At 65.8% G+C, this 12,555-nt stretch carries 12 protein-coding genes; 8 read left to right on the top strand and 4 right to left on the bottom strand.

Features of this window, described 5'->3' with window-relative positions; translation table 11 throughout:
- Positions 1-82 precede the first annotated feature (82 nt).
- On the top strand, positions 83-1,060 hold the full coding sequence (locus CIT37_RS38660; RefSeq protein ID WP_095425046.1) for an aldo/keto reductase: 978 nt from the start codon (positions 83-85) through the stop codon (positions 1,058-1,060).
- A gap of 3 nt (positions 1,061-1,063) precedes the next feature.
- A complete protein-coding gene (locus tag CIT37_RS38655; RefSeq protein ID WP_095425047.1) occupies positions 1,064-1,915 on the top strand; it encodes an amidohydrolase family protein in 852 nt (283 codons plus the stop codon).
- A gap of 76 nt (positions 1,916-1,991) precedes the next feature.
- Here the strand turns inward: CIT37_RS38655 and CIT37_RS38650 are convergent, their stop codons facing one another.
- Both CIT37_RS38650 and CIT37_RS38645 read right to left on the bottom strand, forming a co-directional pair.
- A complete protein-coding gene (locus CIT37_RS38650; RefSeq protein ID WP_028140885.1) occupies positions 1,992-3,221 on the bottom strand; it encodes an ABC transporter substrate-binding protein in 1,230 nt (409 codons plus the stop codon).
- Between the two features lie 115 nt (positions 3,222-3,336).
- Positions 3,337-4,263 carry a class I SAM-dependent DNA methyltransferase gene (locus CIT37_RS38645; RefSeq protein ID WP_095425049.1) on the bottom strand — a complete coding sequence of 309 codons (927 nt, stop codon included), beginning with the start codon at positions 4,261-4,263 and terminating at the stop codon, positions 3,337-3,339.
- Between the two features lie 133 nt (positions 4,264-4,396).
- On the opposite strand from CIT37_RS38645, the gene CIT37_RS38640 reads away from it, so the two are divergent.
- The 5 genes from CIT37_RS38640 to CIT37_RS38620 all read left to right on the top strand — a co-directional run bounded on the left by CIT37_RS38640 (position 4,397) and on the right by CIT37_RS38620 (position 9,996).
- Entirely contained in the window at positions 4,397-5,434 is a 1,038-nt protein-coding gene (locus CIT37_RS38640) for a ligase-associated DNA damage response exonuclease (RefSeq protein ID WP_049801937.1), read from the top strand.
- Positions 5,431-7,305, top strand: coding sequence for an ATP-dependent DNA ligase (locus CIT37_RS38635; protein WP_095425050.1), 1,875 nt, complete (start codon positions 5,431-5,433; stop codon positions 7,303-7,305). The genes CIT37_RS38640 and CIT37_RS38635 overlap by 4 nt, the downstream gene beginning before the upstream one ends.
- A 304-nt stretch (positions 7,306-7,609) precedes the next feature.
- Complete coding sequence (locus CIT37_RS38630; RefSeq protein WP_028140881.1) at positions 7,610-7,912, top strand: DUF6460 domain-containing protein; 303 nt, start codon at positions 7,610-7,612, stop codon at positions 7,910-7,912.
- Positions 7,913-7,933: 21 nt separating this feature from the next.
- Entirely contained in the window at positions 7,934-8,668 is a 735-nt protein-coding gene (locus tag CIT37_RS38625; protein ID WP_028140880.1) for an MBL fold metallo-hydrolase, read from the top strand.
- 2 nt (positions 8,669-8,670) lie between these two features.
- Complete coding sequence (locus tag CIT37_RS38620) at positions 8,671-9,996, top strand: MATE family efflux transporter (RefSeq protein WP_095425051.1); 1,326 nt, start codon at positions 8,671-8,673, stop codon at positions 9,994-9,996.
- 150 nt (positions 9,997-10,146) lie between these two features.
- On the opposite strand, the gene CIT37_RS38615 is transcribed toward CIT37_RS38620, so the two are convergent.
- Together CIT37_RS38615 and CIT37_RS38610 are read right to left on the bottom strand one after the other, a co-directional pair.
- Positions 10,147-11,244 carry a quinone-dependent dihydroorotate dehydrogenase gene (locus CIT37_RS38615; protein ID WP_028140878.1) on the bottom strand — a complete coding sequence of 366 codons (1,098 nt, stop codon included), beginning with the start codon at positions 11,242-11,244 and terminating at the stop codon, positions 10,147-10,149.
- Entirely contained in the window at positions 11,241-11,585 is a 345-nt protein-coding gene (locus tag CIT37_RS38610) for a DUF952 domain-containing protein (RefSeq protein WP_018320827.1), read from the bottom strand. The genes CIT37_RS38615 and CIT37_RS38610 overlap by 4 nt, the downstream gene beginning before the upstream one ends.
- A gap of 308 nt (positions 11,586-11,893) precedes the next feature.
- Between CIT37_RS38610 and CIT37_RS38605 the strand changes: the two genes are divergently transcribed.
- On the top strand, positions 11,894-12,544 hold the full coding sequence (locus tag CIT37_RS38605; RefSeq protein WP_028140877.1) for a S24 family peptidase: 651 nt from the start codon (positions 11,894-11,896) through the stop codon (positions 12,542-12,544).
- Positions 12,545-12,555 lie beyond the last annotated feature (11 nt).

The raw sequence follows: 12,555 nt of genomic DNA, 5'->3' as shown, positions 1-12,555 counted from the left end.
CTCCTGCGTGCCTCCCCCGCTTGCGGTTTTTGCAAGCGGGGGAGATGATCTGGACTGTTGGAATGAAGACAAGGCAATGGGAATGAAACGTTCGCGGCTCGGTTCGCTCGACGTCACTTCAATCGGTCTCGGTTCCGCCCCGCTGGGGGGATTGTTCACCCCCGTGAGCGATGCCGATGCGGAAGCCACGATCGCGCGCGCCTGGTCGCTCGGGGTGCGCTTCTTCGATACGGCGCCGCTCTACGGCTTTGGCCTCGCGGAGCGGCGATTGGGGGCCTTCCTGCGGCAACAGCCGCGCGACTCCTACGCCATCTCGACCAAGGTCGGCCGCCTGCTGCGCGCGCCCGATGGCGGCGCCGCCGAGGACGAACACTATAAGGGCACGCCGCGCGAGCGGCCGATGTTCGATTTCAGCCATGACGGTGTGCTGCGCTCGGTGGAGGAGAGTCTTGCGCGCCTCGGGCTCGACCGCGTCGATGTCCTGCTGGTGCACGACCCTGATGATCACTATGACGACGCCGTCGCCGGGGCCTTCCGCGCACTCCAGCGCCTGCGCAGCGAGGGCACGGTGAAGGCGATCGGCGCCGGCATGAACCAGTCAGGCATGCTGGTCCGTTTCGCCGAGGCCGTGCCCGTCGATTGCTTCCTGCTGGCCGGGCGCTACACGCTGCTCGACCAGGGCGCGCTGGATGCGCTGTTTCCGCGCTGCGCGGCGAAAGGCATCGGCATCCTGCTCGGCGGCATCTACAACAGCGGCATCCTCGCCAATCCGCACACCAGCGCGAAGTTCAACTATCAGGACGCCGATGCTTCGCTGGTTGCGCGGGCGCTCGAACTCGACGCGCTCTGCCGCAAGCATGGCACCGAGCTGAAAGCCGCCTCGCTCCAGTTCTGCATGGCGCATCCGGCCGTCACGGTCGCCGTGATGGGCGCGCGCAACGCCGCGGAGGTTTCCGACAACATCGCGATGTCGGAGACAGCGGTGCCGGCGGCCTTTTGGCAGGAGCTGCGGGCACGAAACCTCGTCGATGCGCGCGCGCCGCTGCCGGGTGGGGCGTAGGCCATGATCATCGACGCGCATCAGCATTTCTGGGACCCGGCGCGCGCGGACTATCCCTGGATGGCAGCGGACGAGCTGACGCCGATCCGCCGCGCCTTCGGTCCCGCCGACCTCGCGCCGCTTCTGAAAGCGAACGGCATCGATGCCAGCATCCTGGTGCAATGCCGCTCCTCTCTCGAGGAGACCGAGGAATTCTTGCGCATTGCGCACGAAAATCCCTTCGTCGTCGGCGTGGTCGGCTGGGCTGATCTGACGGATGGTGCGCTCGGAGAAACGCTCGATCGGCTTCGTGCTTCACCCGGCGGCGACAAGCTGGTCGGAATCCGCCACCAGGTCCACGACGAAGCCGATCCCGATTGGCTGCTGCGCGAGGACGTTCAGCGCGGCCTCACCGCTGTGTTCGCCCACGATCTCGCCTACGATTTCCTCGTCCGCGCCCGCGAGCTGCCGTCGGCGATCGCATCCGCGCAGGCCTTTCCGCAAGCGCGCTTCGTGCTCGACCATGCCGCCAAGCCGCCGATCGCCGACGGCGGCAGCGAGGTGTGGGCCGATCGCATCGCCGCGCTCGGGGCTTGCGACAATGTCTGGTGCAAGATCTCCGGGCTTGCGACCGAAGCGGTCTGGAATGATTGGGATGCGGAACGCCTGTTTCCGTTCGTCGCGCACGCCGCAAGGTGTTTCGGCGAAGACAGGCTGATCTTCGGCTCGGACTGGCCGGTGTGCCTGCTCGCGGGAAGCTACGGCGAGATCAAGAGCGCGCTGGAGGCCTGTCTGGCGAAGCTTGGCCCGCAGCTGCGGGACAAAGCGTTTGGTGTGAATGCGACGCGGGCGTATCGGCTGGCTATCGCAAGTTAGCGTCTGAGCGCGCTCATGCTTCCTGCCTCTCCTGGCAAAGCAGAAGAGGGGAAGCAGCGGCGGCGTGCGCTCTTGTCTACTCGGACATCGGCTTGTCGGAGATGTCCCAGTCCTTGCCGGTGAAGGTGGAGATGAAGAGCGTCTTCATCGGCGTGTAGTCCTCGGGCGTGTAGCTATAGGTGACGCCGTCGAGGAAGTAGGGCGAGTGGAAGCCCGCCAGCGTCGAAGCCTGCTTCAGCACGTTGGCGCGGGTGAGGTCGTCGCCGCAGCGGCGCAGGATCTCGCCCATGGTCACGGCCTGGCCGTAGCCGGCGAAGGCGATGGTGTTGTCGGGGTCGATGGCCGGGGTGTACTTCTTGCGCAATTCCTCGAACGCCATCACGTCGGGGTCCTTCTCCCATTTGGGCAGGCCGACCTCCTTGTTATAGCGGATGGCGACGATGCCGGTGGCGTTCTCGAGGCCCGCGGCATTGAGGATCGAGCGGCCGGTCGAGCCGGCGGAAAGAAGCTGCAGCGGCTTCCAGCCGAGCTCGGCGACCTTCCGGATCGACTGCGACGAGGCCTTGCCGGTCGAGATGTTGTAGAAGACGTCGGCGCCCGACTTCGAGAGATTGATGAGCTGGGAATCGACGGTCGGCTCGGTGAGATCGTAGGTCTGCTCCATGATCACCTTTGCGGTGCCGCCGGCGTCCTCCAAAACCTTCTTGAAGGGACCGAGGAAGTCGCGGCCGAAATCGTCGTTCTGGTAGAGGATGCCGATCTTGGCGTTCGGCTTCACGCTGACGACGTGACGGGCCAGGATGCGCGCCTCGGTCGGATAGAGCGGCAGGCCCGCCATCGTCCATTTGAACTCTTTCGGATTGTTCCACTTCGACGCGCCGGTGTTGAGCAGCAGCTGCGGCACGCCCTTGGAGTTCAGATATTTGTGCACGGCGGTCTGCGGCGCGGTGCCGAGCGAGCCGTAGAGCGCGAGCACTTCCTCCTGCTCGACCAGGCGCCGCGTCGCCTCGACGCATTTCGGCGCGCTGTAGGCATCGTCCATGGTGAGAAACTTGACCTTGCGTCCGTTGATGCCGCCCTTCTCGTTCAGCATCTGGAAATAGGCCTCGCCGATGCGTCCCAACACGCCGTAGAGCGAGCCGGGGCCGGAATGCGGCACGGTCTGGCCGATCTTGATCTCGGTGTCGCTGGCGCCCGCATCGTATTTCTTCTCCGCAGCCCAGACGTAAGGGGCGGGCAATGTGGATGCGGCGATGGTGGCGAGCGCGGCGGCGCTGAAATCGCGCCGCGATGGATTCTTCGTCATTATCTGTTTCTCCCTGGCATGCGCATTGTGCTGGGAACGCAGCACGGCTCGCAAGTGGGAAGTCACGGCTTTGCGACGCAATGACGCTCAAATCGCAAGGCGTTAGCGCCTAGACTCAAGTTTTCTCGGCCACGATCACGAGGCCACGCACCGGCTCGTTATTCTCGATGCGCGGCGAGGCCGGCTCCAACGTCAGCAGCTTGAGGCCCGCCTTGGCGAGGGCGCCGCGCACATATTCCGCGGAATGGGCATAACGCAGGCCTTCGCCGAGCACGATGCCGCTGCCATCATGCGTCTCCAGCGTGAAGGCGAGCACGCCGCCGGATACGAGCACGCGCCTGGCTTCGCTCAGCACCGGCGCGAGATCGGAGAGATAGACGAACGCATCCGCGGCGACGACGAGGTTCGCGCATCCGTCGTCCTTGCTCCGCAGGCCTTCGATCATGTCGGCGACTTCGAGCTCGGCGTAGAGGTTGGTGGCGCGCGCCTCCTTGATCATGCCGGGCGACAGGTCAATGCCGATGAAATGATCGACCTGCTTCGAGAATGCGGCGGCCGCAAGCCCGGTGCCGCAGCCGAGATCGATGGTGCGTTTGAAGAAGGCCGGCTTCTTCGCGGCGACCCGCGCGGCCACCACCGCCTTGAAGATCAGCGCCGGGGCGCGATAGTCGAGATCGTTGACCAGCGTGTGCTCGAAGCGCGGGGCGTACTGGTCGAACAGCGCCTGCACATAGGCCTTGGGCATCTCCGACATTTCGGCGTCGCCGAGCCGCATCAGATGCAGGCCAGCGCCGTGCTGGTCCTCGGGATCGGACCGCCGCGCTTCTCGAAATGCGGCGATCGCCTTGTCGCGCTCGCCGAGTTGCTGACGGATTTCGCCGAGCGTGAACCAGGCCGAGGTGAAGTTCGGCGCGAGCTCGATCGCCTGCTCTATGAGGTCAGCGGCGGCGGGCAGATCGCCCTTGAGCTGGAGGTCGCGTGCGAACTCGAAGCGGCGGTCGGCGATGAGATCGCCGGAAGTCTGGAACAGGCGGAGCGGCATTGGGAACCATCTCGTCATTGCCGGGCTTGACCCGGCAATCCATCAAAAAGAGGACTCTTTAAGAGGATGGATGCGCGGGTCAAGCCCGCGCATGACGGCTTAATTTGGAGCAGCCCCTTCCTATATGTCTCACATGCGTCCGCAAGACATCCTGCTGCCAGTTGCTGCCGGCCTGTGCTGCAAGCCCGGCGGCTTCCATATCGATCCCGTCCGCCCGGTCGAGCGGGCCGTGATCACCCACGGCCATTCCGACCATGCCCGCGCCGGCCATGGTGCGGTGCTGGCGACGCAGGAAACGCTGGACATGATGCGGCTGCGCTATGGCGAGAATTTCGCCGGGTCGACGCAAGCCATCAGCTATGGCGAGGAGATCCGGCTCGGCGATGTCTGCGTGAAATTCCACCCGGCCGGCCATGTGCTGGGATCGGCGCAGATCGCGGTGACCTGCAAGGACACCTGCATCGTCGCCTCCGGCGACTACAAGGACGCGCCCGATCCGACCTGCACGCCGTTCGAGCTGGTGCAATGCGACGTCTTCATCACCGAGGCGACGTTCGGGCTGCCGGTATTCCGACATGGCGATGCGAGCGATGAGGTCAAGAAGCTGCTCGCCTCCGTCGCGCTGTTTCCCGAGCGCGCGCATCTGGTCGGCGCCTATTCGCTCGGCAAGGCCCAGCGCGTGATCGCGCTGCTGCGCGCGGCCGGCTATGACGCCCCGATCTATCTGCATGGCGCGATGGAGAAGATCACCGAGTACTATCAGAGCCGGGGCATCGATCTCGGCGAGCTCAGGCCGGTGAAGGGCGTGAAGAAGGCGGCGCTCGCCGGCACCATCACGCTGGCGCCACCCTCGGCCACTTCCGATCTCTGGACGCGGCGCTTTCCCGATCCGGTCACGGCGTTTGCCTCGGGCTGGATGCGCGTGCGCGCCCGGGCGCGGCAGCGTGGCATCGAGCTGCCGCTGGTGATCTCCGACCACGCCGACTGGGACGGCCTCACCGCCACCATCGCCGCGACCGGTGCCGGCGAGATCTGGGTCACGCACGGCCAGGAAGATGCACTGGTGCATTGGTGCCAGAGCAAAGGCCTGAAAGCGCAGCCGCTCGACCTCGTCGGCTATGGCGACGAGGAGGAGAGCGAGACGGCGCTTCAAGACGAGGCCGAAGCATGAACCGCTTCGCCGAGCTGCTGGACCGTCTCGCCTACGAGCCCGGCCGCAACAACAAGCTGCGGCTGCTCACCGGCTATTTCCGCGAGGTCGGTGACCCCGACCGCGGCTACGCGCTGGCTGCGCTCACCGGCGCGCTCAGCTTCAAGCACGCCAAGCCGGCCCTGATCCGCGATCTCATCGCATCGCGTACTGATCCCGTGCTGTTCGGGTTGAGTTACGATTACGTCGGCGATCTCTCGGAGACGGTGGCGTTGATGTGGCCGAAGACGCAAGACAATGCGCAGTCTTTTCCGGGCCCCCCCTCTCCCCCGCCCTCCCCCACAAGGGGGGAGGGAGCGCAGCGGAGTGCGGCGCTGTCAGCGACCACAACATTTTTTAGTGATTCCCAAGGTGAGGGACGCACGAGCTTCTCCGTTCCCTCCCCCCTTGTGGGGGAGGGGCAGGGAGGGGGGTACTCCGGGCGAGATGCTGATGAGTCCCCTCACGCCCGCAACCACAACGACCCGCCGCCCCCAACTCTCACCGAGGTCGTGACCACGCTTCGCACCCTCGGCAAGACCGAGCTGCCGAAGCAGCTCGAGCGCTGGCTCGACGAGCTCGATGAGACCGGGCGCTGGGCGCTGCTGAAACTCGTCACCGGCGCGCTTCGCATCGGCATCTCGGCACGGCTCGCCAAGACCGCGGCGGCCGCGCTCGGCGACAAGGACCCGCACGAGGTCGAGCTGATCTGGCCGGGGCTCGCGCCGCCCTATCTCGACCTGTTCGCCTGGCTGGAGGGCCGCGGCGAAAAGCCGGTCAACCGCGATCCCGCACCGTTCCGCCCGGTGATGCTGGCGCATGCGATCGAGGACAGCGATTTCGCCGCGCTCGATCCCGCCGACTACATCGCCGAGTGGAAATGGGACGGCATCCGCGTGCAGGCGGTGGCAGGGCGCGACGAGCGCGGTCACGTCACGGCGCGGCTCTATTCGCGTACTGGCGAGGACATCACGGGGAGCTTTCCCGATCTCGTGCCGTCGCTGCGCCTGCCCGGCGCGATCGACGGCGAGCTTCTGATCCTGCGTGAGGGCCGTGTGCAGAGTTTCAACGTCCTGCAGCAGCGGCTCAACCGCAAGGTCGTCTCGCCCAAGCTGATCAAGGAATTTCCGATTCACCTGCGCGCTTACGATCTGCTCGGCGACGACGAGAACGATTTGCGCGAGCTGCCGTTCGCGGAACGGCGCGAACGGTTGGAGACCTTCATCAAGAAGCTCGACGATCCCCGCATCGATCTGTCGCCCACCGTTGCCTTCGCCAGCTGGGAAGCTTTGACTGCCGCACGCGCCGATCCCGCAAGTGCCGGTGCCGGCGAAGACGCGGACGCCGTCGAAGGCGTGATGCTGAAGCGACGCGATGCGCCTTATCTGCCCGGACGTCCCAAGGGCCAGTGGTGGAAGTGGAAACGCGATCCGCACATCATCGATGCCGTGCTGATGTATGCGCAGCGCGGTCACGGCAAGCGCTCGTCCTTTTATTCCGACTACACGTTCGGCGTCTGGACCGCGGGCGAGGGCGGCGACGAACTGGTGCCGGTCGGCAAGGCCTATTTCGGCTTCACCGACGAGGAGCTGCTGCAGATCGACCGCTTCGTCCGCCGCAACACCACGGAGAAGTTCGGCCCCGTCCGCCATGTCGTGCACGAGGGCGACAAGGGCTTGGTGCTGGAGGTGGCGTTCGAGGGCCTGCAGCGCTCGCCGCGACACAAATCCGGTGTCGCCATGCGCTTCCCCCGCATCAGCCGCCTGCGCTGGGACAAGCCGCCGCGCGAGGCCGATCGGCTGGAGACGCTGGAGAGGATGCTGAAGGCGGACGCGGCGGAGGTCGAGGTGTGAGGCGCGTGATCCTGAGCGCACGCCTCGTCCTTCGAGACGACCGCTTCGCGGTCTCCTCAGGATGAGGCTAATCGGCATCGGTGCGCGTTGAAACTGCTGCCGCGCACTCCGTCCTCATCCTGAGGAGCCCGCCTAAAGCGGGCGTCTCGAAGGATGGCGGCCGCGAAAAACTCTCATTGGGCTGCGGGAGAGACAAACCGACCGTCGAATTAAACTCCCGTAACCCGATTGACGCCCTGTTGCGGGTTCCCCATCTGCCTCGCCGTGCCCTATAATGGGTCGAATCCGCCTACAGGAGTTTGAGATGGTCCAAGACGTCAGAGATTTGCCGGCCGGCCGCAACGACGGGCTGAACCGCTTTCTCGGCGGCTCGCCGCTGGCGGTCGCGTTTCGCCTGGTCCTGCTCTCGATCCTGGTCGGTGTCGTGCTGGCCGCGATCGGCTTCGATCCCTGGAACATCCTCACCAGCATTCGCCTGTTGTTCCAGCGTCTGTGGGATCTCGGCTTCGACACCATCAACTGGCTGTGGCGCTACTTCCTGCTCGGCGCAGTCATCGTGATCCCGATCTGGCTGCTCTCGCGCGTGTTCGGCACGCCGCGCCGGTAGAGTTTTGGGAGCCCGCAGCCGATGCAATTGCGCTTTGTCGGCTGCGGCGATGCTTTCGGCTCCGGCGGCAGGCTCAACACCTGCTTCCACGTCTCGGGGCGCGAGGCCAACTTCCTGATCGATTGCGGCGCGTCGGCTCTGCCGGCGCTGAAGCGGCTTGAGATCGCGTGCGAGGACATCGATCTCATCCTGATCACGCATTTCCACGGTGATCATTTTGCCGGGCTGCCGTTTGTCCTGCTCGACGCCCAATTCTCGCGGCGGACGCGGCCGCTGACGATCGCCGGCCCGCAAGGTATCGAGACGCGGCTGCGTGAGGTGATGGAGGTGCTGTTCGAGCACTCCTCGAAGACACAGCAGCGCTTCGAGCTAAATGTCGTCGAGCTCGCGCCCGAGCAAAGCCGGACTTTCGGTGCCGTGACGGTGACGCCCTATCCGGTCGTGCACGGCGAATCCGGTGGCCCCTTCCTCGCCTACCGCATCGAGGCCGAGGGCCGCACGCTCGCCTACAGCGCCGATACCGAATGGACGGAGACGCTCATTCCGCTGGCGCATGGCGCGGACCTTTTCATCGCCGAGGCCTATATGTACGAGAAGGTGGTGAAGAACCATCTCAGCCTGAAGACCTTGGAACAGCATCTGCCCGCGATCGGCGCCAAGCGGCTCGTCCTCACCCATATGAGCGACGACATGCTGTCGCGCCTCGAGGCTCTGCCTCATATGGCGGCCGAGGACGGCATGGTCGTCGTGTTCTGACCATGCACGCGCCCGTCCATCCCAAAGTCGGCACACGCGAAGTGTTCGCCATCGCCGGTCCGGCGATGGTCGCGAACCTGACCACACCGCTGATCGGCATCGTCTCGACCACGGCGATCGGCCGTCTCGACGATGCCGCGCTGCTTGGCGGCGTGGCGATGGCCTCGGTGATCTTCGACTGCCTGTTCTGGCTGTTCGGCTTCCTGCGGATGAGCACGCTCGCCTTCACCGCGCAATCGCTGGGCGCGGGTGACACGCGCGAGCCGACCGCGATCCTGGCGCGCGGCTTCATCGTTGCCGGCCTGATCGGCGCCGCGCTGATCGTGCTGCAACTGCCGCTGGCCGCTTTGCTGTTCGACCTCATGGGCGGCAGCGAAGGTGTGACGCAGGCGGCGAAGACCTACTTCAAGATCCGGATCTGGTCGTCGCCGTTCGCGCTCGCCAATTACGTCATCCTCGGTTGGCTGATCGGCCAGGCCCGCGCCAATTCAGCCTTGATGCTTCAGGTCGTCATCAACCTCGTCAACATGGCGGCGACGATCCTGCTGGTGCTGGTCTACGACACCGGCATCGCCGGTGCCGCGATCGCCGCGCTGTTGTCGGAAGCGGTCGGGTTCGCCCTCGGCGTGATCGTCTGCCGCCATTATGCCGATGGCGGCTTCTCCGTGCCGTACGCGACCCTGCTCGACCGCGACAAGCTGTTGCGGTTGCTGGCGGTGAACATCGACATCCTGATCCGCACCGCGGCGCTGATCGCCGTATTCCTGTTCTTCACCGCCAAGGGCGCGCAGGCCGGCGACGTCACGCTGGCCGCCAACTCGGTACTCAACAATTTCCTGCTTGTCAGCGCTTTCTTCCTCGACGGTCTCGCCAACGCAGCGCAGCAGCTCTGCGGCCGCGCTGTTGGCGCGCGCGATGCAAGGGGCTTTGCGGATTCGACCCGGCTGGTGCTGCTATGGGGCCTCGGCTTCGCGCTGGTGGTGTCGGGACTGTTCGCGCTGCTCGGGCCGCATTTGATCGATTTCATGACGGCGAGTGACGACGTCCGCCGTGCCGCGCGCGAATTCCTGCCGTTCGTCGTGCTCGCGCCGATCCCCGGGGTATTCGCCTTCGGCTTCGACGGCATCTATATCGGCGCGACCTGGGCGCGCGAGATGCGCAACCTGATGCTGGCTTCGCTGCTGATCTTCCTCGCCGCCTGGTGGGCGCTGCAGCCGCTCGGCAATGCCGGACTGTGGTGCGCGCTGATGGCTTCCTACCTCTCGCGCGGTGGCTTGCAGGCCGCACGCTATCCGGCGCAGTTCCGGGCGACGTTCTCGAAATCATAGCTCTCGTGTCCCCGACGCGCTGCAGCGTGAAACGCTGCTGCGCAGAGCCGGGACCCATTCCTCTCGAACTCGCCGTCACATGGGCCCCGGCTCTGCAGCGCACCGCGCCGAAGGCGGCGCGCTGCGCTGCGTCCGGGGCACGAGAGCGCCTTACATCCCCGGCCAGTCTTCCGCCGTGAGGGTCGCCGCATCCGCGCCGACGATCTCGGACAGGGAATCCCGCCCGGTGCGAAGCAGCGTCGAGGTGAGGTCACGCTTGATCTCGTCGACGAGGCCGAGGCCCTTGTAGATCAGCGACGAATAGAGCTGGATCAGGCTCGCGCCGGCGCGGATCTTCGTCAGCGCGGCACCGCCCGAATCCACGCCGCCGACGCCGATCAGCGGGAACGCGCCCTCGACGCGCACATAGGTTTCCGCGACCATGCGCGTCGACAGGCGGAACAGCGGCCGGCCGGACAGGCCGCCTTGCTCCTTGGCGCGCATCTCCTCCCGCAGCGTGCTCGGCCGCGCGATCGTCGTGTTCGACACGATCATGCCGTCGACCCGGCGCGAACGCGCCACCTGCACGACGTCGTCGAGCTGGGCGAGGCTCAGATCCGGCGCGATCTTGAGCAGCACCGGCGTGTCGCCGGCCTTCTGCCTGACACGCTCGCGCGCGTCGATCACCCTTGCGAGGAGATCGTCGAGCAGGGCGCCTTCCTGCAAATTGCGCAGGCCTGGCGTGTTCGGCGAGGAGACGTTGACGGTGAAATAGCTCGCGACCGGCGCAAAGGTCTCGATCAGCTTGACGTAATCGGCGACGCGGTCCGGCGAATCCTTGTTGGCGCCGACATTGACGCCGACGATGCCGCCGTGCTGCGCGCGCGCGGCCAGCCGGCGCAAGGCGACGTCGGCGCCGTCATTGTTGAACCCCATGCGGTTGATGACGGCCTCGTCGCGCTCCAAACGAAACAGCCGCGGCCGCGGATTGCCGCTCTGCGGCTTCGGCGTCACCGAGCCGATCTCGACGAAGCCGAAGCCGAGCCGCAGCAATGCGTCCGGCACCTCGGCGCTCTTGTCGAAGCCCGCGGCCATGCCGATCGGATTGGGAAAGTTGAGCCCGAAGGCGCGCATCGCGAGCTTGGGATCGTCAGCGCGCGGCTTGACCGGCGGCAGGAAGCGCAGGCCCTGGATCGCGAGGCGATGGGCGTCTTCCGGATCGAGCCAGCGCAGCACCGGCAGCGAAAAGGCGTCGAAAGCGCGGATCACGGTAGCAGCTCCGGAGTGTCGTGGCCACCGTCCGAGCGGATGTTGAGGTTCATCACCGACAGCACCGCGCCGAGGTCGAGCTCGCCATAGAGATGTGGAAACAGCTCGTCATTGCGCGAGCGCTCCCAGCGCAACTCGCTGCCGAGTGCGTCGCCATCGACCTCGACCAGGAACAGCGCGCGCTGTCCGACATAGTGCTTGCGCAAGGTCTCGGGAACCTGGGCAGCGGTGGAGAAATGGATGAAGCCGTCGCGCGCATCGTCCGCGCTGCCCCGGTAGACACCTTGCCGTTCCGCCTCGCGCCAGGCCGAGGCCGGACAGATTTTGTAGATCTTGACCACCGCTTGCGCAGCCCTGTTTGCTCTTTGAGTCAGCTCTTTGAGTTTCTTGGGTTTTTTCGCCGCGTGCGGGTCCCCGAAACCCGGGCGCGACCGTAAAGGCCGCCCCTTCCGAACTCAAGGCTTAGAGCCTATTCCGTTCCGATGAAATCGGAACGGGGCTCTAGATTCCTATTTTGGCGCGTTTTTCCAGAGGCGAACCGCTATCCACATCGCTTGAAGGCGCGCCTGCCCACCGCCTCTTGCGCGAAAAACGGAAAACCGGTTGATTTGAGGATAGTTTTCCTGAGTTGCGACGGGCTGGACCTTGCATGGTCAGACAGGCCAAAGCGCAGAGGATACTGACGCACGACCAGATCTGGGTCGCCCTGGATCGGCTGGCGGCGCGCGCCGGTCTGTCGCCGTCCGGCCTTGCCAAGCGCGCCGGGCTCGATCCCACCACCTTCAACAGGTCCAAGCGCGTCACCTCCGACGGCCGCGAGCGCTGGCCCTCGACCGAATCGATCGCAAAGGCACTGGCCGCAGCCGACTCCTCGATCGAGAGCTTTGCGCGGCTGATCGACGATGAGGCCGGCGACGGTCGCTCGGTACCGCTGCTCGGCTTCGCGCTGGCCGGCGCGAGCGGCGCTTTCGATGAGGCCGGCCTTCCATCCGGCAAGGGCTGGACCGAAACCGCGCTTCCCACCGAGGACAGCCACACCTTTGCGCTGGAGATTTCCGGCGATGCGCTGCTCCCTGCCTATCGCGACGGCGACCTCATCCTGGTCTCACCCGGCGCACCGATCCGCAAAGGCGACCGCGTGGTGGTGAAGACCAAAGGGGGCGAGGTGGTGGTCGCGACGCTCGGGCGCCGCACCGCGAAGGCGCTGGAGCTTCAGTCGTTCGATGCGTCGCAGGCCGGGCGCACGATGGCGGCGAGCGACGTAGCGTGGATCGCGCGCATCATGTGGGCGAGGCAGTGAGGGCGAGGGGA

Source organism: Bradyrhizobium ottawaense, from assembly GCF_002278135.3.
Classification (GTDB): domain Bacteria; phylum Pseudomonadota; class Alphaproteobacteria; order Rhizobiales; family Xanthobacteraceae; genus Bradyrhizobium; species Bradyrhizobium ottawaense.
This window is presented reverse-complemented; position numbering and strand designations above follow the sequence as displayed.